Here is a 23,393-nt window from a genome sequence, read left to right on the forward strand (position 1 = left end):
TAAAAGCTCTAGATCTTTATCCACAGAGTTTGTCCGGGCGCGATTTGGCCGTCCGTGCCAACCTGCGAAGCCTGGGGGGAAACAATCCCCGGGGTGGTCAACACAGTCTTTGCCGTATCTCCTAGCGCCTGCGGCGGTAGCGGTCGGAAGTTAACCCCAAGGTTGGTTACCACCACTATTTTGCTGCCATCTACTCCGGTAACTTGTAAGGCGAGTATCTCCGGGTCGCTATCTAGCCAGCTGGATTCGCCCATTCCCAGGCCGAGGTCACGTCGTACAGAAAGCATCTTGCGGTAAAAGTTTAAAGGAGAAGCAGGGTCGGATTCTTGCATCTGTACCGATAATTTGCCCCAATCATCTGGTTGTGGCAGCCAGGCAGGGCTGGAATTTGCAGGTGAAAATCCGAAGTTAGAACCAGGGGCATTTGACCAGGGGAGTGGTACCCGGCAGCCATCGCGGCCTCGTACCCTAAAGCCAGAACGTTTCCAGGTGGGATCTTGTCTGGCATCATCAGGGAGTTTGGTGGCTTCCGGTAGTCCCAGTTCTTCTCCGTTATAGAGGTAAATAGATCCGGGGAGGCCTGCTAGAAAAGCAGTAGCTGATAGCGCCCTGGTTAAACCGATTTCTTGATCTGGCTGCGGGTCGGTTGCGCCGATTCCGTTGTCGGTATTTGCTCCAGTGGGATAGCCCAAACGAGTGGCATGGCGAACCTTGTCATGGTTAGAAAGTACCCAGGTGGGGGGAGCGCCTACCGAGGCGGAAGCCTCTTGGGTACGGCGGATAACTTTTCGCAGAGCCGCCGGCTCCCAGTGGCAGTTAACCACCGAAAAATTGAAAGCCTGTGACATTTCATCTTCGCGTACATACATTGCTTCTTGCTCGGGAGTATTCACCCAGGCCTCCGCTACTAGCATTCGGTCGCGTCCGTATTCATCTAATACCGATCGCCATTCACGATAGATATCGTGGACTCCTGGCTGGTTATAGAACGGCCCGACATCCGGTGCGCGTCCAGAGTCACTTTCTGCGCCCTCGTAGTGCAGACGATCAGGGCCGACGGTGTCATCGGGTAGAGCTGGATCTTTTACCAGGCCGTGCGCCACGTCGACTCGAAAACCATCAACACCGCGGTCAAGCCAAAAACGCAGGTAGGAGCGAAAAAATTCGTGAACTTTCGGATTCTCCCAGTTGAAGTCAGGTTGGGAGGCATCGAAAATATGTAGATACCACCAGTCCCGATCGCAGGCTTTGCCGGTTAAAGGCTCAACTTTTGACCAGGCAGATCCGCCGAACATAGATCCCCAATTATTGGGAGTACTATCCGAGCATTTGCGGAACATATACATATCACGCGCCGGATCACCGGGCTCGGCGGCTAGTGCTTGTTTAAACAGAGGATGATCCCAGGAAGAATGGTTAGGAACCACGTCGATGATGGCCTTTATTCCGCGAGCGTGCAGCTGCGCGAGAACTTTGTCGAAAGTCTCTAGGTCGCCATACTCGGGATTAATATCCAGGTAGTCAGCTACGTCATAGCCGGTGTCATGCTGCGGAGAAGGGTAAAAAGGCGAAAACCACACCGCGTCAATTCCCAAATTTTCCAGGTAGTCAATTTTTTCCAAGACCCCGGCCAAATCGCCAATTCCATCGCCGTTGGAATCCGAAAAAGAACGGGGATAAATTTGGTAGATAGCAGCACTACGCCACCACTGATCCCAGTCACATCGTTGAATGCGGCTCATAAAGATCTCCTCTTTGATTATCTAAACAGCCATGATTAGTAGTCTTGGCTGGGGATATTTTTTTGCGTGGCTGTTAAGAACCAGCTGTTGGAATTCTATGAATTTCCGCCGGGCTTAGCGAGTTATTTCCGTCCCTGTAATCTCTTTAGCAATTTCTCTTAATAAAAAGTGAGTGCGGTTAATCGAGCCTTGAAGCTGTTGCTAGTCTTCACTACCTTTGCGACGGCGCCGACGTGCACGACGTGGACGAGGCTGACGTTGAGTGCCAGCCCCTTGGTGACTATCGCGTTCCCGGCGGCGATCCTGTCCGTCACGAGAACCTTTACCGCGTCCAGAGCGTCCTCGAGGATTCTTTCTCTGCCCCGAACGGCTGCGTCCGCGCCCGCGTCCACGACCACCGGTTTCTCCTAAGTCTTCTAGTTTTTCAGCGGATAGACCAGCGCGTTTGCGCATCGACAGCGGCAGACGTCCGCCAGCATCCTGGGGGATATTTAAATCGGTATATAGGTGTGCACTGGTGTGGTAGGTTTCCACTGGTTCTTCTATCCCCAGGGATAGCTCTTTGTTAATTAGCTTCCAGCGAGGAACATCATCCCAATCCACAAAGGTAATTGCAGTTCCAGAATTACCGGCGCGTCCAGTACGTCCGATGCGGTGAATATAGGTTTTGGCATCCTCAGGGCACTGATAGTTAATCACGTGGGTAACGTCGTCAACGTCAATACCGCGGGCAGCCACATCGGTAGCTACCAAAACATCAACTTTCCCATGCCTAAAAGCCCGTAATGCCTGTTCACGGGCACCTTGTCCCAGGTCGCCATGTAGCGAAGCGGAGGCAAATCCACGTTTATCTAAATCTTCAGCTACGCGGGCAGCAGTCCGTTTAGTGCGCGTGAAAATAATACACAGGCCACGCTCGCGTGCCTGCAGGATCCGAGCTACTACCTCAATTTTATTGAGGGCGTGACAGCGATAAATCACTTGCCGGGTGGTTTTCACCGTGGCGCCCTGGTCGTCGGGATCTTGTGCCCGAATATGGGTGGGGTGCGACATGTAACGCCGAGCTAAAGCTACTACTTCTCCGGGCATAGTCGCTGAAAATAACATAGTGTGGCGATTTGCCGGGGTGCGCGAAAGTAATACCTCTACATCGGGAAGGAATCCCAAGTCAAGCATTTCATCGGCTTCATCCAGTACCATAGTGCGCACTGATGATAAACTCAGATGCCCCTGTTTCATGAGGTCGATTAGGCGGCCGGGGGTACCGACTACCACCTCGACCCCTCGTTTCAGATCTGCAATCTGAGGCTCGAAAGCACGTCCTCCGTAGATTTCGCAGATACGTACACTGCGATGGGCAGCTGCCTGTGAGATTTCCCGCGCCACCTGAATGGCCAGTTCTCTGGTAGGCAGGACGATTAAGGCTTGGGGGTGACCGGGGTCGAGGAGATCTTCGAATCCGTCCTCACCAGGACCAATTATGTTTTCTAATGCCGGCAGGGCGAATCCTAAAGTTTTACCGGTGCCGGTCTTGGCTTGCCCGATAATATCGTGGCGTTCCAAGGCTACCGGCAAAGTTAACGCTTGGATGGGGAAGGGGTGCAAGATATCTACGTCTTTTAGAGCTTCACAGAGCGGAGCCGAGACCCCAAAATCAGCGAAGGTTTTTTCGGAGAGATCCATCGAGGAATCGCCCACTACATCGGCTTTCGCCTGCTGAATATGTGGCTCGTGCGCGGCGGAAGTGTCGGCAATTCCACTGGTTGTTTGAATGTTTTCTTCAGTAGTCAATCGAATACCTTTCACGGGGATTTTTCCCCTGGAACTATGGAGGTAGCCGATCGCGAAAAATCTTGGCTCTCCGCTGCGGAGGCCAGGGCAAGAGACCCGGAAAAAATACTTCGTTACAAAAACGATCGGTCAACCCGTTGTCTGCTTCTCTATCCTAACCTAAGTGCACAGGGGGTAAACAATGAGGGTAACACAGCTTACATCTACTAAAGTGCTGGTGTTTTTTGCTTAGGTTCCGCTATGCGCCTTCAAAAGCGAGAATCCGAACCTGGGGCGGGTTAATCTAAAGGGGTGAGTGATGCACAAAGACTGGGACTTATCGGATACTTCACCTTGGCGATGCAGCAGCGCCTGGCAAAAGATGCTTCGCTTTGCCCTGCGGTGGAGCAAGAAATAGCTTTAGGGAAAATGTCTGCCACCGCCTGGGAAAACTATCAACAGATAGCCCAGGCCGGTAAAAACCTTGGGGTTGACCTTGCGGAAGAGATGAAGCAATATATGGGGTTGACCGTCCAGCTAGAGGAGCGGCTGCGTCCAACTGACTGGTATGAACGCCTGGTGAAAAGTTATGTGACTATTGGGGCGATGGCAGACTTTAATCGCGCTTTAACCGCTGGTCTCTCCCCGCAACTGCAGACGAATCTAGCCGAAATCCCTTGGGATTGCGGTCAGGAGGAATGGGCGGTACCAGTCATTACGCAGGCTTGCGCCACACAACCCACGGTTCCGGCACGACTTTCCCTCTGGGGGCGGCGAGTACTGGGGGATGTCCGTTCGACTATTCGCCAAGCAATTTTGGGATACCCGGAGCTAATCGGAGAGGGCGCGCAAGATATCCCGGAAGAGATAAAGGAGCATCATCGGTTACGTATGGAGCGCACCGGTCTGAAAGCCTAGCGGGAGCGAGTATCTTCAGCTAGAAAGCAATCGCCCTCGACGCTCTCCAAACAATACCGGGAATAGTAGCGCTGATTGTCTAGCGGATCTCTAGGGGTTAGCCGATTCCAAATCCCACCTGTTTAGGCCGACGCTCACCGACCTGGCAGTAGACTAACAGTCGGGGATTAATCAGGACTTGCTGGCCATCTGTACCGGCTAGACACAATAATTCTTCCGGTTTTTCTAAAGCGGACTGCAAAATAGATTTAACCTGTTCAGGATCCATTTCTACTTCCAGATCCAAAGGTTTTCCTATCCCTTTAAGTCCTAATGAAATATGCACACTTGCCTCCGTTTAACTTATTTTTCTAAAACCATCCTACCTAGCGAACGTAGTTATTTGCGCGATTGCTAGCTAACAGCAAAAGTTGGAGCTTCTTTACCGCGCTATCTTAGGTTTTTCTCTGCTCGAGAGGGAATATAACAAATACCTGCAAGCTGGGGGTTGGGTTCTTAAAATAGTCTTCATGGCTACCTTCAAATTGCGATACGCTTCCTTTCCCCCAGAACTGGAATTGCCGGAAATTACCGGGGAAGGCGCAAAAATTCTTTCTCGTCTTCAAAATGGCGAATCCTTGGTGGTAAACGGGGTGGAAGGTAGCGGGAAAACTACTTTGGCGCTCGCGGCCATGCAGTTGCTAAATAAGCAGGGGAGCGAGGTCATTGGAATCACCCCTTCCCGGGCAAGAGCAGATTATTTAAACACCGCTAGGGCGAGCCGCGCTCTGCCCATTTCCCGGCCGTTTATCACCCCCACTGCATTGGCTTTCGGGGTACTGAAACAGTTTGCTAGGGAGCGACGTCAAGGAATGCCTGAACCGGTATTGCTGACTGGATCTCAAGAAGAGGAACGAATCCAAGAACTTATTGAGCAGGTAAAAGAGGTAGAGTGGCCCAAATATATCAGCTCTGAGGTACGGCAAACCGAATACTTTCGCTCTGAAGTACGCACCTTGTTCGCCACTTGTGCGCACTGGGGAATAACCTCTTTGGATTTAGATGCCTTAGGCCGCCAACACGGGGTTCCGGAATGGTGTGCCGCCGCAGCTTTGCTTAGCCATTATGAACCCTCTTTTACGGACAATCGCTGGGATGCTGCCCGGATGCAAGATCGTGCCGGCCAGGTGTTAACTGACTGGGGGGAAGATGCCGCTCTGTTATCTCCTCCGCGCCTTCCAGACTGGATAATTGTTGATGACCTGCAAGATTGTCCGGCTTCTACCGTGCGACTTTTGATTGAAATGTCTAGACGTGGAGCCAGAATTCTCGCCCTCTACAATCCGAAAGTGGCAGTAGAAACTTTCCGTGGTGGGTATCCACAAGGTGCTCAGGAAATAGCTAGACAGTTAGAATATGCGCAGATTAACCTGACAAAATCTTTCCGCGAAACCTCGGGAGGACTAGAACTTATAGACCCGTTAGGAAAGGAAAATGGCAGCGACAGTGCGCGGGAACAAAAGTTTGCCGAGTTTTCAACGCTGTCATCTCAAGCCCGGGCGATTGCAGATTATTTTCGTTACCAGCACCTAAAACGTCAGATTCCGTGGAGTGATATGGCTGTTATTGCTCGTACTCACACCCAACTAGAAGAAATAGTGTCACTACTGCAGGGCATGGAGATCCCGGTAAATGAACGGAAAAGACCGATACTTTTTAAATCCAATCAGATAACCGGTGCCTTCCTTTCCCTTTTTACCCTTCCGGGACAAGGTGAGCTAGCCAAGGGACACAACCAGTTGAGTGCTGATTGCGACGAGCCAGATACAGTTCCCTGGTCTTCTAACAAATCTTCTATGGAAGATAAAATAGTAAACCTTCGCGGGGAAGCCATACGGCGTCTCTTGCGTTCCCCACTTTTCTCCCTGGATTCACTGCAAATGTTACGTCTGGAGCGCTCATTGGTTAGCGCTGGAATTGCTCTCGATACCAAAATTACGGGATTTTATAGCACAATCGGCACTTCTCAGTTTCCGTTGACCCAGGTACAGATGGTAGAGGGGGCAAAAGTTTTTATTCGTTGCCATCAGGTGATAACCGCTGGGATTGCCTGTTTGTCATTGCCTCCGGTACAGGCTCTAGAAAACATTTGGCGGCAACTTGATCTAGAAAATGATTGGTATGAGCGTGCTTTGCGAGGGGAAAGATTCGCTGATCAAGCTTTAGATGCGGTAATCGCGTTGGTGCGTCATGCCCAGATTTGGTCACAGCGCCACTTAAGTGCCGATATGAGCGACTACTGCCATTTGTTGCTGCGGCAAACTCAAGCGGAAGATGTATTAACCGGAAGCCACGGGTTAGGCTCGGCAGTAGCATTAGAAACCGTTTTTTCGGCAGCGGGACGCACTTGGGATACCTGCGCGGTTATTGGAATGCAAGATGGGCAATGGCCGGTATTTTCCCAGAGCGGATCGTTAATGCGTGCCGAAGATATTTCTGATCTACTCCACGCGAATGCGTTGCTTAGCCCCAGTGGACACCTACAGCTAGTTCCCGGAGAATCTCGTAGTCGTGCGCTTGCGATAGAGCGTTCTTTAGTTAGGTGCGCCCTCAGCCGTGCCCGTAGCAAGATGCTGGTAGCAGCGCGTTCCGACGCAGAGGAAACTCCCTCGATATTCTTTGTAAACCTTTGCAAAAAAATAGAAAGAGGAAATTTCGCGACCGCGCAATATCTGAGCAGTGATTGGGACCAGCCCGCAGATTCCGCTACGGAAGGTACCGATGAAAATTCCCAGCATGAACAGCTATTCCCCTCTTTACGTTCCCTAGTGGGGCATCTGCGAGCGGTACTTGCCGCCGAACCCGATGAAGAAAAACGTCAAAAAGCACTGGAGACTTTAGCTTATCTAAGCACCCAAGGTGTCCGTTCCGCTAACCCGGATACTTGGCGTCAGGTAGGCAGGGGTAACGCTTGGTGGACGAACCCCGCAGGATTGAAGGCTAAAGGGAGACGGGTAGGAATATCCCCCTCGGTTTTAGAACAGTTAAATGACTGCGAACTACGCTGGTTGCTTTCTAGGCGAGGCGGAGAAGCAGTGGATGCTGCTGGGCCGGCAGCCTGGGGAACCTTAATACACCAGATTGCTGAGGAAATGACTGCTAGTAGTTTAGAAGAGCGTTTAGAATTTTTTTATTCCCATTGGCCGCAAGATCGAGAGGCTTTCTTTTCTCGTAAAGAATTACAGCGGAAAGAAGATATGGTGCGGCGTCTCAGTCGTTATTTAGATGATCATCAACAGTCGGCGGTCAGCGAGCTTAGTTCCCATGTGTGTGTGGGTGACTCGGCGGTGCTCACCGCTCGGATGGATCGGTTAGAAGCAGGCGAGGACGGGGTGAGGATAGTTGATTTCAAGACTATGAAAAATTCTCCAAGTAAGTCGGAAGTTGAAAACCATCTCCAGCTAGCTTGCTATCAGTTGCTGCTAGAAGCAATTCTTGCTGGTGAAGATAAGGAAGCGGCAGAGATTCTTAGCCCGGTGCTGGCGGAAACCAAGGCTCAAATCCAAAGCTCCAGCCTGGTTATCGTGTCTAATCCCAAAGGGGCTGCAGATCAGGAAGCCCCTAAAGAAATGTCCCAAGCCCCTTTAAGTGATGAAAAGAGGGCACAGCTAACAGAAAATATTATTCAGGCAGCGAAGGTTGCTTCGGGAACATTTTTTAAGGCAATTGAAAACTCCCATTGTGCGCAATGCTCTGTACGTTCATGTTGCCCGCTAAGGAGTGAAGGAGAGCAGGTGCTGTGAGTAACGTCCAGAAAATTAGATATTCTCCCGCGCAAATCGCCGAGGCGATTGGACAATATCGTCCTAATGAAGATCAAGAAAAGGTTATTACTGCTCCCATCAATCAACCGATGATGGCAATTGCCGGGGCAGGAGCCGGTAAAACCGCCACTATGGCATTTCGAGTGGTGTATTTGGTGGCGAATGCGCTGGTGGCTCCCGATCGGGTTCTGGGGTTGACGTTTTCCAATAAGGCAGATCGGGAATTATCCTCGCGCGTTAATAACTACCTACAACGCTTAGCGGATAATCCAGATTTTCCGGAGGTCGCGGAGTATCTTACCGACAGTGAAACCGGTGGGCTTTCGCGACCGGTGACTTCCACCTACAATGCTTTCGCTAACCAAATTGTCGGCCAATATGGTTCCCGCCTGGGAGTTTCCCCTGCCTGCATACTGTTAGACGAGGCGCGGCGCTGGCAGATTATGTACGAGATTGTCAGCAACTGGCCGCAGGATCTAAGTGCCGATATTTCTGTAGGAAGTGCAGTTGATAGAGCGTTAGCTATCGGATCACAGTTGCGCGACCAGCTTTTAGAGACCGAAGAAGTCCGTAGCGGTTTGGAACAAATGCGCAACCTATATAGCGGCGGCAAAGCCCAGGGAAACTCGAAGAAACCCAGCGGTAATTTGGCAAAGTTATTGGAGTCATTGACCCAAAGGGAAGAATTGCTAGCTATCTGTTCTGAGTACGAAAAGTACAAAAAACAGAACGGATACATCGAATATGCAGATCAAATCTATTATGCGGCGAAACTAGTTAAGAAGTTTCCCGATATTAGGCAGCAACTTCGTGAACGTTATGACGTGATTTTACTGGATGAGTTCCAAGATACTTCCATAGCGCAACTGGAACTTTTTTCTAGTATTTTCGCCGGTAAAGGAGCCATGGCGGTCGGTGACCCCAACCAGGCAATCTATGGTTGGCGAGGTGCTTCAGAACTTTCAATGCGCGATTTTTTAACCGCTTTTGGGGTGCCCTCTGGTGAGGTTTATAAGCATGTTAACGATATGCCGATTACCTACCGTAACCGGGAAGCTGTACTAGCGGTAGCGAATCAGGTGGTTCGCCCTTTGAAACAGCTAGCCGAGGGGGTAAGCACCCAAGAAATAGATAAGCAGATTCGTGCCCTAATCCAGGCGCGTCAGCCAGAAACCAAACTAGGTCCCGCGCCCTCACCTGATACTTTTGCTCCTCCAGCTTCCTCAGTTAAGGCAAAAGAGCTGGTTACCTGCCCTCAAAAGCGTGATAATCCCGGTAACGTAGAAATGTATTTCTTTGAGGATAGCGAAAAGGAAGCTGAACGAATCGCAGATTTTTTTGCTGAACGTTGGCAGCTACATGAGGAAATAACCGCTAAGAATAAGCAGCTACCTCCAGATCAGCAAGAAAGTTTACCCACCGGGGCGATTTTGCTACGCAAACATTCCCAAGGCCCCTTAATCACTCAGGCTTTACGTCGAAAGGGACTGCCGGTAGAAGTTACCGGAGTTTCGGGGCTTATGTATGATCCGGCAGTTGCCGATGTAATAGCGGCACTGCAAGTAGCGTCAGATGCCGGACGAGGAGATTCCTTAATGCGTCTGATCACTGGGTGTGGTATTAGCCCCGCAGATATCGACCTCTTATGGCGGTGGGCAGCTCATTTAGCCAACCCCGATAGTAATCCAGACATTCGTCCGCAAGCATATTTGATGGATGCGGTTGATAACTTGCCAGATCCCGGTTGGACTATAAACGGGGCTGGCAGCACCTTCAGTGTGGAAGCGCACCGCCGCCTCGATATCTTACGTTCTCAACTGGTAGAGGTGCGCCGCCATATACACGATCCCCTAGGGGCCTTAGTACAGCACACGATCTTTGCCCTGTGCCTGGACTTGGATGTTAAAGTACGACCCGATGGGGGAGTCTCACAAGGGTGTTTAGATAGTTTCGTCAAGGTTGCCCGCGAATACGAGACCAGTGGGGGGAGCACTAGTCTGCCTAGTTTCTTAGATTGGCTCAGAATGGCTGATGAGCACGAGCGGGGCTTAGATATGCCTATTCAGGAGCCTAACCCGAACGCTATCCAGGTCATGACTATCTATGCGGCAAAAGGTCTGGAATGGACCTGGGTGGCAGTTCCTGGTCTTGATGAGCCTCCCAGTCCTGGAAAGTTTGGGGGAAATCTTCCCGATCGTCCCATATCTGTCACTAAAGGAGAATGCAAAACCTCTTCCTGGACTACTGATCCGAGGATGATTCCCTACGACCTACGTCCCGATAAGGAAGTACTCCCTACTATTGAGCGGGGTTTAGAAGAAAGCGGGTATGACTTCGATACAGGGGTATTTTCAGAAAATGCGAAAGTGATAACCAGTTACCAGCTAGCTCTCGGTTTTCACTCGCAGTTAGCTGACCGGCGGGTAGCTTATGTGGCATTTACACGCGCGGAATCTGAATTGTTACTTACCGGAAGCGAACACTCGGGAACCGCTAAGACCAGGCGAGTGCCCTCGCAGTTCCTGGCAGAAATAGATTCCAGTGGGAAAATGAGGGAACTGCGAAATAGTCTCGCGGATGAAGATGATGAGTGGGAGGTGGCTCCCCGTTATCTCCTATGGCCAGGTGATCCTTCTTCCGAGCTAACGCAACTTTCTGCGGCGGCAGCAGAACTAAGTGAGTTAACTGCTAACATTCACGCCCATCCCTATTTGCATCGCTTGCTGTCTGCTCCTGGTGAAAAGGAGAGACTGGAAATGGCGGCTACTCATTCCTCTTGGATGCAACAAGCATTGCAGCTTACTCGCGACCAGCGATCCGAATGGCAGCTGCGTAATCAAGTAGAACTACCGATTTCTGCCGGTGTAACTAGGGCGCGAAGATTGCAGGAAGATCCGGCGGGATTTGCCTTAAGTCAGCGGCGTCCTCTGCCTGATTTCCCTACTGGGGGCGCTACTTTAGGAACTTTGTTCCATGAATGGGTAGATCAGGAACTACGAGGAAATGAGTATCCCCTATCTAAAAACTTGGATAAAGAACTGCTAAATGAGCTTGGTTATTTACAGAAGAAATGGCGAAGTGGCCAGGTTAATCCTCGGCGTGGTTGGGAGTATATAGATTCCGAGGTCGAATTTGCGGCTCCTATGGTTACTAAAATAGTGGCGAGAATCGATGCCATTATGCGTAACCCCAAGAACGGCAAGCTTACGATTATCGACTGGAAAACCGATTCTTTAGAACTTGATAGCTCTGGCCAGATAGGTGGCAACAGTCAACAAGCGGTTGCAAAATATGTACAGCAAATCAACACCTATCGTCTGGTCTATGCGTTTTCCAAAGGTTTACGGCTAGAAGATATCGACGCCGCGTTATATTTTGTGCGCTTTGACTTGCTGTGTCCACTAGATGAGTGGCACGAGCGCCTGCATTTGCCGCAAAAGCTAGAGGAGCTATTCCCTGACCTGCTTTAGTTATGAGCCCTAGAGGACATTCAGATGGGGAAAACCGCGCTGGTTTTATCGCGAGGAAGATGTAAACCGTTAAATGCTGGGGTCTGACTGCGTGTCCTCATTAGCGGAAGAGGAGGTATCGTCAGCGGGTATTGCCACCGTCTGAGGGGATATTTCCGTGGTGTTTTCTTCAGTTTCCTTAAGGTTGTCTGTGCTGGTTTCCGGCAGTTTATCTGCTTTTTTGGAGGTAAAATCCTCGCGGAGCGCGGGCAGTAACCCGGTGTTATCCAAGGTGTCTGCCAATTGCGCGATTAACTGCCGGGCATCAGCTATGATTTCTTCGTTGTTCTCTTGTACCCCATGCAGCAGCCATTCCAGTAGCACCAGCTCGGAGTTGAGTTCGATGCGCGCGTTTAGCTTAGGGTCTTCACTCAGACGTAGTTTACGGTAGGCATTGAGCATTCTCTTTGCGAACTCATCAGAAGAGGAGGATACTACCCAGGCTAGGTCGCGGGCAGGATCGCCAAATTGGGCATTGCCAAAACCGGTAATACCGGTAATCACTTCGTCTTTTGTATAGAGGTATGGCTCCTGTAAATCTGCGTGGATAAAAGCCGGCGGAAAACGCCAGAGGGAAACATCCTCGAGGCGTTCCTCCCAGCGTTGCCACAAACGGGGAGGGATGGATCGGGTGGTGGCGCCCTCATCCAATAAATTTAACCAACGGCGACGAATCTGGTCGGCGCTAAAAATTGGGCGCTCGGCAGCTTGTAGAATCCGTGCCGGCAAGTCGTGTAGGGATGCCAAGGCGTTTCCTAGAGATTCAGCGAGTTTATCGGAGACGGTTAAATCTTCTTGACTCAGCGGTCTGCCGGAGAAAGCCGCATGAACTAAGGCGTGCTTTCCGCCTATGACCCGTACCGAGTGTGCCGGCCAGGGCAGGGAGAAAGGTAAACGCGCGCCGTCATGGGCTAGTGCCTGCATAATCCGGCTCTGGATTTGCAGTTCTTGATCTCGTTGTTCAGTAGAGGGATTGGTAACTAGCCATTTGCGTTCGGCCGCGTCTTGTACTGCACATACGCGCAGATCGTCGGTTTTATAACGGGGTAAACAAAGCGATACGAAGTCGTTATCTGGCATTGCGGCAGCTGCCATTGCGGCCAGGGGAAGGAAATCATCCATGTCATTCACGGTTTTAGATTATCAAGTAGGGGGCGTTTCGGGGATTAACTAGCAGGGGTAGTCTGGCATTTTGCTGTTTTCTACAGGGAAAGTAATTGCCCATGGGTATTCGCAGTGTGGTGATTGGACATTCAAGGCGGAGAAACTAACAGCTAATTATGTGGGTGGGGGCACTAAAAGATTTGAAGTGATGAAAAAGTTATTAAATAACGTCCATAAAATTACTGTTTTTAGCTCTGTGTTTGCTGTCATCCCCAATACTTACCGGCCGGTAAGTATTGGGGGTTTAGTTTTTTTGTAATTCAAAATTTCTTTAACAGTACTGGCTAAGAGGGTTTTTATTGAAATTTTCTTACTTTCCAGTACGTAGGTTTTTATTGGTTGTGAGGTAGATCACCTATATTTTATGGCGGTTAACTTGCTTTCATTTGACCGAGTGGTAACATTAATACCAACAAGAAAGAATTCAGGTCGTGAGGGAGACTGAAATGAACAAGGGATCTTCGGTTAAGAAGATGGCTGCTTGCGGGATTGCCGCCGCAGCTTTGATTCCTGCGGGAGTGCTCACCGCGCAGGCTGCCGAAGGGCTGTCTAATGATGGTGTGCAGACTTCCGTTCAGATTCAGGCTCGCACGACCGAAGTTAGTGGAAACCTAGCCGCTAACGATGTAGATGCTTCAGCTTATGCGGCCAACAATCTCTCCGCGATTGACCGCATGGGCGGCGCCGGCTCCCTTGCCGGAATTGTTATCTTGGGCGGTATCGGCGCGGCCGGTGCTATTAGCCTTACACGTTCCTTCATGATTGGGTAGATCCTCTTACTACCTGATAAAACCCCGGGCGCCCCTCAACTGCCCGGGGTTTTTCATGTCTATTGGGTGCTCTATGGACGTAGCTTGTAGCAATGAGGCCTCCACAATGGTTAGAAACCAGTAAAAAGCGTTTTGAAATTACTGGTGTAACTTTTGCGGGAATTGCTGATGTCGCGGGGAATGGTAAAAAATTTCGGGGCTCACCCTTTGGTGAGCCCCGAAATGTGTAAGGAGTTAGGAAATAGTATTTAGTTGTTAGCGGTAATTACCGGCTTTGAATGATTGCTCGAGTTCTTCCAAGCTGCGCCCGTGAGTTTCGGGGGCGTAACGGTATAGCCAGAACCAGGCGAGGAAGCCGATAATGGCGAACATCAGGAAGGTGCCTTTTAGGCCGAAATCTTCTGCCAAGATGGGGAATAAGAAGGTAATGATGGTGTTCATGATCCACAAGGCAAAGACTGATAACCCCATTCCTAGGCCGCGCAGACGTTGTGGGAATATTTCTGACATTAGAACCCACATTGGCATGTTCAAGAAACATTGCATGCAGCCGATAAAAAGCACCATAAAGATCATGGTTACGATAGCTTTAGGGGTTCCGTCGGGTAGGAACCATTGGGTAGTTGTGATTAGGATATGCATCAAAGTGGTTAGGGCGAATCCGGTTAGAATCATTTGTCGCCGGGTGAAACGGTCGATTAGGACGAAGCATAATCCGGTGCCGACTACCGCAAGCACTCCGTTAGCCACGTTGGCCACTACTGCGGCCTGATGTCCAAATCCGGCCATTTCCAATACCTGAGATCCGTAGTACATGATTGAGTTGTGCCCTGGTAGTTGCTGGCAGATCCCCAATCCCACTCCGATTAGAACCAGGCGTAGTATCCAGGGAGTCTTTAGGTCGGCAAATCCCGCCTTTTCTAAAGAGGCCTCTGCTTCCGCCTCTGCCTTAATGGCTGAGAGTTCAGCGTGAGCGCGATCCTCGTTTCGTACCTCCATAAGAACTGCTAACGCTTCGTCGTAATGTCCTTGGTTAACAAGCCAACGGGGAGATTCTGGTACTTTAAACATGCCAATGAATAGGCATACGGCCGGTATGGCACACACGGCGAGCATTACTCGCCAGGTCCATGAAAATGACATGGTGGAAGCAATAATGGCATTAATAGTGAACGCCAATAGCTGTCCGGCAACGATTGCAAATTCGTTTCGCCCACTCAGTACCCCACGTCTTTCGGTGGGGGATAACTCAGATAGGTAAACAGGGACTAGGGTGGAGGCGGCGCCTACTGCCAGCCCTAGGAAAAAGCGGGCGCAAACCATTACCACTATTTCCGGTGCAAAAACTGTGCCCAAGGTAGAAAAGAAAAATAGCACTGCCAGGTATTGAATTGTGGGTTTGCGTCCAAAACGGTCGGCTAGGCGACCACCTGCAGCGGCTCCAATAGCTGCGCCGAGGAGGAGCGAGGCGGTAATAAAACCTTCCCCGAGTGCTTGAATCCCGAACTGCTCTGTCATCGGTTTTAGTGCCCCATTGATAACCCCGGTATCGTAACCGAAGAGCAGTCCGCCGAAAGTAACTACGACGGAGATTATTCCGATGCGGCGATTGTGTGAGCCGGCCGTTAGCGGCGGAAGTCCATTCCCCCCATTGGTAGTGGTGTTCTCACTCATCTATGTATGTGCCTCCATATCTTTGTTCGGCAAACTTAGGCTCCTTTGCCGATTGCATCCAGCTTTTGCCGGGGTGCAAAATTTTTATTTTCGGTATCGTCTAACCCCGGGAAATTAGCTCTCCCTAGAACTAATTAACACGCGTTAAAGCCGATGTGAGCAATCATTGCACTAATAGTTAATGCGTGTCAATAGAAAACGGCAAATTGCTTTAAAATGTAAATATCTCTGTGCTAGTTGCAGGGAGTGATGGTTTGTTATAGTAAAAGGAAAAAGGACTTGCAATGGCTTCTTCTCGCTTAGATCCGTTTGCGCCGGAAGGAGTACGGTTCCGGCCAGTTTCTTTGGAACTTATAAAGGTGCGTCTGGCAGCGGTGGCGTTTTTCCTGCTTTGCTCAGCTGCGGTGGCGATTGTTTTATTTTTCTTATTGCCGCACAAGTGGGTTGGTTTGTTGCTAATCGTGGTGGCAGTGGTCATAGTGCTCTGGCTTTTGTGGCTGATCCCTCGACAGGTGCGCGCTATGGGGTGGGCAGTAACCGGAACTGATCTGCAGATTCGTAAGGGGATAATGTTTAAGTCTCTAACCGTAGTTCCGCTGGGTAGGTTGCAATACGTAGATGTAGAAGAAGGTCCCGTTGCACGTCATTTTGGAATCGCGCAGGTAAAATTACATACAGCCTCGGCAAATACGGATGCAGAGCTACCGGGAATACCCCGCGAACAGGCCGCCCAGCTACGGGAACAAATCGCCGAACTGGCTGAAAGTAACCTCGAAGGAATTTAAATGGTCGCTCAGAACTCAGACTTTACCCTTTCGAATTCCGAGGAAGTATCGACAGATTTCCCTCTCCCAGCGTATGGAGGAGGACAGACGCCAATAGAAGCTACTGGCAGCGGTGCTGTGGGCGCTAAGACTCAAAACTCTACTTGGCGTCCAGTACACTGGCTTACCCCGCTGTTACAAGTCTGGCAGGCGCTGGTAGTAATCGTGGCGGTGGCGCTGACGCAATCGCTAGATAACCTGATAAAGCTAATCCAGGGAATTCGGAAGGGGATACCAGAGCACTCAGGGCTAGTATTCCCAGTAATAGGGGGGTTGTTGGGGATTCTGCTTCTGGTTCTTATTTACCTATATTTGGCCTGGCGAGCAACTTCCTGGAAAATAACCGCCGAGGACGTGCAATATCGGCGGGGTATTTTCTTTAAAAAACACCGCAAGATTCCCCTAGATCGGGTGCAATCAGTAGATGTCTATCGGCCGTTAGCTGCCCGTATTTTTGGCTTGGGAGAGTTGCGGGTGGAGTCGGCGGGTGGCCAAGGATCGCGGGTAGAAATCCAGTTCCTCACCAATAAATATTTAGATCAAGCCCGGCGAGAAGTTGTCGCTCGCATAGCTGGGCGTTCCCTCACTGATGAAACCTCTCGACAGACGGGAGCTAAAGGCCTGGCCGGCACGGATCTTTTTGCCGAGGACGATTACCGTCTAGACCGGGATGAGTATGAAGTTTACCGGGTTTCACCAGGACGCCTGATAGCCTCCATACTGTTGACTTCCCAAACGGTATGGTTGCTGGTAATGTCGCTGATTGTAGCGATTTGCGCTATCGTGCTGTTCATAATGGCGGATCTAACTGTGCAGGGGCTAGTCGCGGGAAGTGTTATCCCCACCATTATTTCCATTGGAATTATTCCCCTGATGATCCTGTCTTATGCCTGGTCACGTTTTAACTCCGGTTTCAATTTCAGTGCCAATATTACTCACGACGGCATCCGGATCACCTCGGGTCTATTGGCACTAAAGTCGCAGACGCTGCCACCAGGACGTATTCATGCCATCCGGTTTATCCAGCCGCTACTGTGGAGACCTTTCGGCTGGTGGCAGGCAGAAGTTACCCTTGCTGGGCATGGATTAGAAACCAGCGGCAACCAGAAGAAACAAGCCGCTGATAACCTACTTCTGCCCGTGGGGACCTTGGGACAGGCAAAAGTTATTTTGCAGATGGCAATCCGAGATTTAGGGGCCAGTGAGGGCGTAGAAACCGAAAAACTGCTGCAGGCAGCTTTCAATGGCAAGAACTCAGATTTGGAATCGAAAGTTATATTCACTCCTTGCAGCGAAAAAGCCAAGATTCTAGATCCTCTTTCCCGCATGCGCCGCGCTTTTGCTGTCACTGATACCGTGCTGATCTACCGGGACGGATGGCTACGGCGCAAAGTCACCTTCGCGCCCCACGAACGTGCCCAATCGGTAACTACCAGCGCCGGTCCCATCCAGCGGCATCTGGGAGTGGCAGGGGTGCGCCTAGATTTAGTGCCTGGCACTGCCACAATGAAGGTTAAGCATCTAGATGCACAGGTAGCAGCGCAGCTGGCCACTGATGAACTGGCCGCCTCGAAGGTGCGTTCCCGGGTGGAACCAAACGCCCAGTGGGCGGAGCGCATGCTGCAAACCCTCCGCCCTATGGGTAGCGAATTCTGCTAGTTCCGGCGGGGCTGGCTCGATAAAGATACTCCGGGAACCCCAATTTTCTCGCTGCAGCGTGAATGGAGATTGTTAACAGGAGGCTAAAAAGCGTGTTTCCGGCTAAAAAAGATGGTGACAACGCGCGTGCCTCTGACCCGAATCCGGCGGTGAACGTGCAAAACTTATGTAGACCCAGATTTTTCCGGATGGGATTTGAGAGGGACTGCTGTACGAAATGTCGGAATTTGAACGCCAGGATATGATTGCAGGATGAAAGATAGCTGGCGGGTGTTGACGCGTGACGTCAAGCGGATTTTTGCGGTTCCGCGATCCTTGATTATCATCATCGGTATCTTGGTCACCCCAGCCCTGTACACTTGGCTGAATATTTTGGCCTTTTGGAACCCCTACACCGCGACGGAAAACCTGCCCATAGCGGTAGTGAATAACGATGTGGGAACGGAATCCGCACTAACTGGTGAGCTTAATGTTGGCGAGCTGGTAGTCGACAAATTGTCAGAGAATAAGCAGCTTGGCTGGCAGTTTACAGATCAAGCCACCGCTAATCACAAAATCAGAACCGGGGAAGTTTATGCGACTTTTGTTATCCCCAAGACTTTTAGTAAAGATTTAGTCGATATTTTTAGTGGCCAACTCCATCAGCCGACCATCGAATACAACGTGAATGAAAAGAAAGGAGCTATTGCTCCAAAAATTACTGATGCGGGAGCAAATGAGCTCGATATTCAAATTACGTCAACTTTCCGAGGACAGGTTGGAGAGGTGATTGCACAGGCTTTGCACGACGGCGCCTTAGGAATTGACGCGAATGTTGTCGGTGCTCAGGGCAGTGCTTTAGATGCTTTGAGCGGTATTAACCGGGATCTGGCCGACGCACAAGCCACCTTGGATTCCGCCAGTGCGTCTTTGACGGGATCTTTACAGACTATGAAAAAAGTCCGGGATACGCTGGCGGCAGCTGACCCGGTATTGGCTGATGTTTCTGCGGCTTTAAGCGATGCACAAGGAATTTTAGGGACGGTGCTCTCCGATGCTTCCGAATTTGCTGCTGTGGCCGGGCAAGCCAGTATTAACGCCCAAAAAGCACTCAATGAATCCTCGGCGGCGGCAGATTCGGCGGTATCAAATGCTAGCAATAAACTCACCGAAATAGACTCGCAGCTGCAATCCGGTATTAAGAGGGCAAATACTTCGATAGAAAAAATGCGCGAGCATATTGCGGTTTTGGAAGGATTCCCGCAGACACAAAAGCTCGCGACTAAGTTGCAATCCCAGCTGAACGAAATGCAGGACTTGCTCGCCAAAGTCGGGAAAACCGGGTCAGATGCCACCAAGGCTAGCAAGGATTTGCAGGCACTGATGAAATCCTTTGATCAGGCTCAGGCAGACGCACAACATGCTGCCACTGGTCTACGGGAACAGTCCACTCGAACCGCATCTCAGTTAAACTCCCAGGTGACGCGGCTATCGGCGCAGCTGGGAGCCATTAAATCCGCGGTGAGTACCGCACGGATTTCCCTGAAGGAAATTTCGGCGCTGACCCACGGAGTCGATGACCAGATTACGGATACCCAAAATGTGCTTGATCAGGTGCAGGGAAACCTGAGCACGCTTTCCAAGACGGCTAGTGGGGCGCAAACCGATGTTGCGACTCTGGCGACTGCGCTCCGGACGGGAACTTTGAAAACAGTCATGGGGCTCGATCCAACCAATATCGGACGCTACCTAACCTCACCAGTAAAATTCGACCAGCAGACGCTCTTTCCTATCAACTCTTATGGTTCGGGAATGGCGGCCATGTTTATCAATCTCTCCCTGTGGATTGGTGCACTTATTCTGGTCATAATTTTCCGGGTAGAAGTTGATAAAGAAGGCTTTGACTGGTTGAGCTTGCGCTCGGCTTATCTGGGGCGATTCATGCTCTCCGGGGTGCTGTCCATAGGGCAGGGACTGATTGTTAGCGTAGGCAGTTTGCTGTTGGGAGTGAAAGTAGCCAGCGCTCCCGCTTTCATTGCTACCTCCATGCAGATCGGCCCGTGTTATTTGGCAATTATCTATGCTTTAGCAGCTGCGTTTAGTCACGTGGGACGCGCCCTGGCAATTTTGCTGGTGGTGTTGCAGATTCCCGGCGCCTCGGGTATCTATCCAATCGAGCTTATGCCCAGATTTTTCCGCCAGCTATCCCCAATGCTCCCGTTTTCTTACGGCATCGATGCGATCCGAGAAACTATCGGTGGGTTCTATCACGGGCGTTTCTGGCATGTGATGGCGGTTTTATTGCTTATGAGTGTAACCATGTTCCTGCTGGGTCTTGTGGGGAGACGTCGTTTCGGTTACTTCACCCAGCTGTTCTACGATGATTTGGCTCGTACTGAACTGGTTGTAAATGAAGACGTTCAGCTACAAAGTCGTGGTTACCGCTTGAGTAACATCATTGCGCTACTGGCTAACCGGAAAGAGTTTTCCACCCGTATCCGGCTACGTCAAGAAGAGTTCAATGCCCGCTATCCCGCTTTGATCAATGGACTGAGTAGCGTGGGGATTTTAGGGCTGGTCGCGCTCGGGATGATTTCCTGGCTCACCTCCGCCAGCAAGCCAGTGCTCCTGGGTATAGTAGCGATTTGGGGAGTGGCCATCATGGGGACTCTGGTTGGCCTAGTGGTACTAAAGAGCTCCATCGAACGAGCCGAGAGACTGTCACATCTGACAGAAGATGAACTTTTCGAGAGTCTAGCTCGCCAGCGAGGAGCGAATGCCGGCAAAACCGAAAATCGAGCGGAGAGCCGCAGTAGCGGACATTATCGTAGTCGCAGTAAACGTCACCTCCTTAGCGCGTCTGTGCTGGCAGACGCTGCGGATGATAGTTCTGAGCAGCCGGCTGGCGAAACCGATGCCTCCGCAATGAGCGAGGAGCTGTGATGAACGAAATACTTTTCATCATCCGAGATGATTTCCGTCAGATTCGCAGCAGCATCATGGTTCGGATTTCCCTGGTACTGTTGATTGTCGTGCCCATGTTCTTCACCTGGTTCAATGTGCTAGCTACCTGGGATCCTTTTTCAAATTCGGGACGGCTGAAGATTGCCGTGGCCAACACGGATGAGGGGTACACCAGCAAAATACTCAACGTTAAAGTCAATGTGGGGAACATGGTCCTCAAGGAACTATCAGTAAATGACCAGTTTGATTGGGTAATAACCAGTAAAGATCAGGCTTTGGAGGGTACACGTTCGGGGGAATATTACGCGACAATTGTATTGCCGGCAGATTTCTCACAGTCCATGTTTACGTTTTATGCCGGCGGAGCTGCTCCGGCAAATATCACGCTGCACACCAATGAAAAGAAGAACCCGCTTTCAGCCAATCTCACTACGCAAGGCGCTCAGGGGGTCACCGCGCAAATCAACACGACTTTTTCGCAAATCTTGGCAGAAGTGGCCGTAGGTATTGCTGAAGACGTGTCCTCCTATCTAGACACTGCTGACGCTCAGGTAGCTCTAGATAGGTTGAGTAACCATCTCGACACCCTTTCTGCGGAACTGAATTCCGGGGCAAACACCGTCAGTTCTCTGTCTACTTTGATAGGTTCGGCGGTGCCACTGGCCACCGGAGCAAAACAGCTGGCTGCAGGGGTGCAGGACTCCTTTGACGAGGCTGTTGACTCCACCTTTGATTCCGGGAGAAAAGGCGCTGGCGGAACCACCAATCCCTTCGCATCCGTATCCTCCCGCCTCGACGATGCTGTGAGACTGGCAGAAAGCAATCTTTCTGACCTGGGAAAACAGTTGGATAAATTGCTGGATTCGGTCAATAGCGCCGGGCAAAGCAGTGCGGACACAGTCGCACAGCTGAAGACCATGTTAGATAAACAAATCGCTGGCTTCCAACAGACGCGGGACACACTCGAGCAGGCGTTGGGGCCGAACGGGGCGGATTTAGAGGGGAAGGGTCCGGCTGTCGACCGCTTGTTGGCCGAGATGGACGCGGCGATTGCTCGCCAACAAATCCTGTCGGAGCGACTGGGCAGTATTATATCTGACCTGCGCAGGGGAGTAACTGTCGATTCTGACCTAAGAAAGAAAGCCCGCCAAGCCATAACAGAGGCGCAACAGGCTATCGCCACTGCTCGATCCAATTTTGAGAAAAACCTGCAGCCACAGATTGAAAACCTGCATAAAAACCTGGATTCTGCTGGAAAAAATGTGAAGGTTTTCCGTTCCTATCTGCAGGAGGTGCAAGCCGATCTGTCGGACAGTGCGGGCGGGATGATTGCGAGTATGCGTCGTTCCCAAAAGACCTTGGACAATACCGCGAAACGGATGCGTGACGGAGCCCGTCGCTTGAATCAGGCTCGGGAACAGATTTCGTCTAGCCAGGTGCAAGGGGACTTGAAAAAAATCGCCACCACGCTGGGGGCTGATCCCAAAGATTTTGCCCACCTAATTTCTTCCCCCATAGCGGTAAAACGCAATGCGGTGTTCCCAGTCGCCACCTTTGGGGTGGGGATGACTCCACTATTCACCGTTATAGCCCTGTGGGTGGGGGCGCTTCTGGCGGGGGTTTTCCTGCGTACTGACGTTTCTGAGAATGTGGGCAAACGCTACCTGGCCAGTAGGGGAGCCCGAAAAGATCCTGATGCTGCCGCTGGAGTGGATGCGAATGCGGAGGAATCGCCCCGGTTGGAAAGGGCAGACACGGAAGCTAGTGAAGCAGTATCGACTCCAGAGGCGAAAACAGCCGCTAAATCCGCGGGAAAAAAGCCTATATTTACCGGGGCTCAAGAGTATCTGGGGCGCTACTTTATGTTCTGGGTAATTGGGATGGCGCAATCCACGTTGCTGATGGTTGGGCTGATTGTGTTTGTGGAGATTAAACCAGCCCATCCCTTCCTACTGATCTTGACAGGATGGGTAATTTCCACCGTCTTTACCGTTATCGTGTATACCTTGGTGGTAGCACTTGCCAATGCGGGTAAAGCCTTAGCGGTGTTGTTACTGGTGTTACAGATTTCTGCCGCTGGTGGAGCCTATCCGTTGGAACTATTGCCGCAATGGTTCCAAAAGATCAGTCCCTGGCTGCCCGCCACCTATGCGATTAACTTAATGCGTTCGGCTATCGCCGGGATTTATGCGGGGGATTTTGCTTATAACCTGGTGATACTCCTGGTATTCCTGATTCCGAACTTAGTGCTGGGGCTAGTTTTGCGGCGTACGATTGCCGGGCGGATCCACGATATGGCCAAAGAGGTGGAAAAAACGAAAGTCATGTAGCCCAGGCAGAGTGCGCCTCCCAATCAGTCCAGCACGGGAATAAGTTTTTCCTCCTGCCCAAAAAGCTCTTGCTGGTTATTTTGTAACCATGTGTCCGAACAATAGCGTTCGTGATGTTATTTCCGTATAGGCGAGGAGGCTAGGTTTTCCCTCCCGCCCAAGAATTTGGAAAACGTAGCGACGTTTTCCAAATTCTTATGCCCATCGCGCCCACTCGGATAAAACCTAGCCTCCTCGCAAAGCGTGCCCACTTCGCTAGTTACTTAACCGTGCGAAAACTGTGGCAG

The 23,393-nt window shown here is 51.0% G+C and carries 13 protein-coding genes; 8 read left to right on the forward strand and 5 right to left on the reverse strand.

All coding sequences use genetic code 11. The features are described from left to right. Positions 1-8 precede the first annotated feature (8 nt). Together EFB02_RS03715 and EFB02_RS03720 are read right to left on the reverse strand one after the other, a co-directional pair. On the reverse strand, positions 9-1,742 hold the full coding sequence (locus EFB02_RS03715) for a glycoside hydrolase family 13 protein (RefSeq protein ID WP_122820234.1): 1,734 nt from the start codon (positions 1,740-1,742) through the stop codon (positions 9-11). 201 nt (positions 1,743-1,943) lie between these two features. Next, the gene (locus EFB02_RS03720) at positions 1,944-3,464 is read right to left on the reverse strand and encodes a DEAD/DEAH box helicase (protein ID WP_234992754.1); all 1,521 of its coding nucleotides are present in this window, start codon (positions 3,462-3,464) and stop codon (positions 1,944-1,946) included. 360 nt (positions 3,465-3,824) lie between these two features. On the opposite strand from EFB02_RS03720, the gene EFB02_RS03725 reads away from it, so the two are divergent. Then, positions 3,825-4,430 carry a ferritin-like fold-containing protein gene (locus EFB02_RS03725; protein ID WP_122820235.1) on the forward strand — a complete coding sequence of 202 codons (606 nt, stop codon included), beginning with the start codon at positions 3,825-3,827 and terminating at the stop codon, positions 4,428-4,430. A 97-nt stretch (positions 4,431-4,527) separates the two neighbouring features. Here EFB02_RS03725 and EFB02_RS03730 read toward each other — a convergent pair whose 3' ends face one another. Continuing rightward, positions 4,528-4,755: a DUF3107 family protein gene (locus EFB02_RS03730; protein ID WP_122820236.1), complete on the reverse strand. Its 228-nt coding sequence runs from the start codon at positions 4,753-4,755 to the stop codon at positions 4,528-4,530. A gap of 184 nt (positions 4,756-4,939) precedes the next feature. Here EFB02_RS03730 and EFB02_RS03735 point away from each other — a divergent pair, with 184 nt between their 5' ends. Both EFB02_RS03735 and EFB02_RS03740 read left to right on the forward strand, forming a co-directional pair. After that, positions 4,940-8,212 carry a PD-(D/E)XK nuclease family protein gene (locus EFB02_RS03735; RefSeq protein ID WP_147471025.1) on the forward strand — a complete coding sequence of 1,091 codons (3,273 nt, stop codon included), beginning with the start codon at positions 4,940-4,942 and terminating at the stop codon, positions 8,210-8,212. Continuing rightward, positions 8,209-11,703, forward strand: coding sequence for an ATP-dependent DNA helicase (locus EFB02_RS03740; RefSeq protein ID WP_122820238.1), 3,495 nt, complete (start codon positions 8,209-8,211; stop codon positions 11,701-11,703). Before EFB02_RS03735 ends, EFB02_RS03740 begins: the two co-directional genes overlap by 4 nt. 69 nt (positions 11,704-11,772) lie before the next feature. Here EFB02_RS03740 and EFB02_RS03745 read toward each other — a convergent pair whose 3' ends face one another. Further along, positions 11,773-12,864 carry a phosphotransferase gene (locus tag EFB02_RS03745; protein WP_122820239.1) on the reverse strand — a complete coding sequence of 364 codons (1,092 nt, stop codon included), beginning with the start codon at positions 12,862-12,864 and terminating at the stop codon, positions 11,773-11,775. Positions 12,865-13,352: 488 nt separating this feature from the next. On the opposite strand from EFB02_RS03745, the gene EFB02_RS03750 reads away from it, so the two are divergent. Next, positions 13,353-13,676: a hypothetical protein gene (locus EFB02_RS03750; RefSeq protein WP_122820240.1), complete on the forward strand. Its 324-nt coding sequence runs from the start codon at positions 13,353-13,355 to the stop codon at positions 13,674-13,676. 255 nt (positions 13,677-13,931) lie between these two features. Here EFB02_RS03750 and EFB02_RS03755 read toward each other — a convergent pair whose 3' ends face one another. After that, entirely contained in the window at positions 13,932-15,350 is a 1,419-nt protein-coding gene (locus tag EFB02_RS03755) for a sugar porter family MFS transporter (RefSeq protein WP_122820241.1), read from the reverse strand. Between the two features lie 284 nt (positions 15,351-15,634). Between EFB02_RS03755 and EFB02_RS03760 the strand changes: the two genes are divergently transcribed. The 4 genes from EFB02_RS03760 to EFB02_RS03775 all read left to right on the forward strand — a co-directional run bounded on the left by EFB02_RS03760 (position 15,635) and on the right by EFB02_RS03775 (position 23,106). After that, positions 15,635-16,135 (forward strand): PH domain-containing protein, encoded by a 501-nt coding sequence (locus EFB02_RS03760; RefSeq protein WP_122820242.1) that lies wholly within the window; start codon positions 15,635-15,637, stop codon positions 16,133-16,135. Further along, the gene (locus EFB02_RS03765; protein ID WP_122820243.1) at positions 16,136-17,833 is read left to right on the forward strand and encodes a PH domain-containing protein; all 1,698 of its coding nucleotides are present in this window, start codon (positions 16,136-16,138) and stop codon (positions 17,831-17,833) included. It begins immediately after the preceding gene. 252 nt (positions 17,834-18,085) lie between these two features. Beyond that, positions 18,086-20,755 carry a YhgE/Pip domain-containing protein gene (locus EFB02_RS03770; protein WP_122820244.1) on the forward strand — a complete coding sequence of 890 codons (2,670 nt, stop codon included), beginning with the start codon at positions 18,086-18,088 and terminating at the stop codon, positions 20,753-20,755. Continuing rightward, a complete protein-coding gene (locus EFB02_RS03775; RefSeq protein ID WP_122820245.1) occupies positions 20,755-23,106 on the forward strand; it encodes a YhgE/Pip domain-containing protein in 2,352 nt (783 codons plus the stop codon). Before EFB02_RS03770 ends, EFB02_RS03775 begins: the two co-directional genes overlap by 1 nt. Positions 23,107-23,393: the final 287 nt, after the last annotated feature.

Origin of the sequence: Varibaculum vaginae (assembly GCF_900604285.1) — a bacterium.
Classification (GTDB): Bacteria; Actinomycetota; Actinomycetes; order Actinomycetales; family Actinomycetaceae; genus Varibaculum; species Varibaculum vaginae.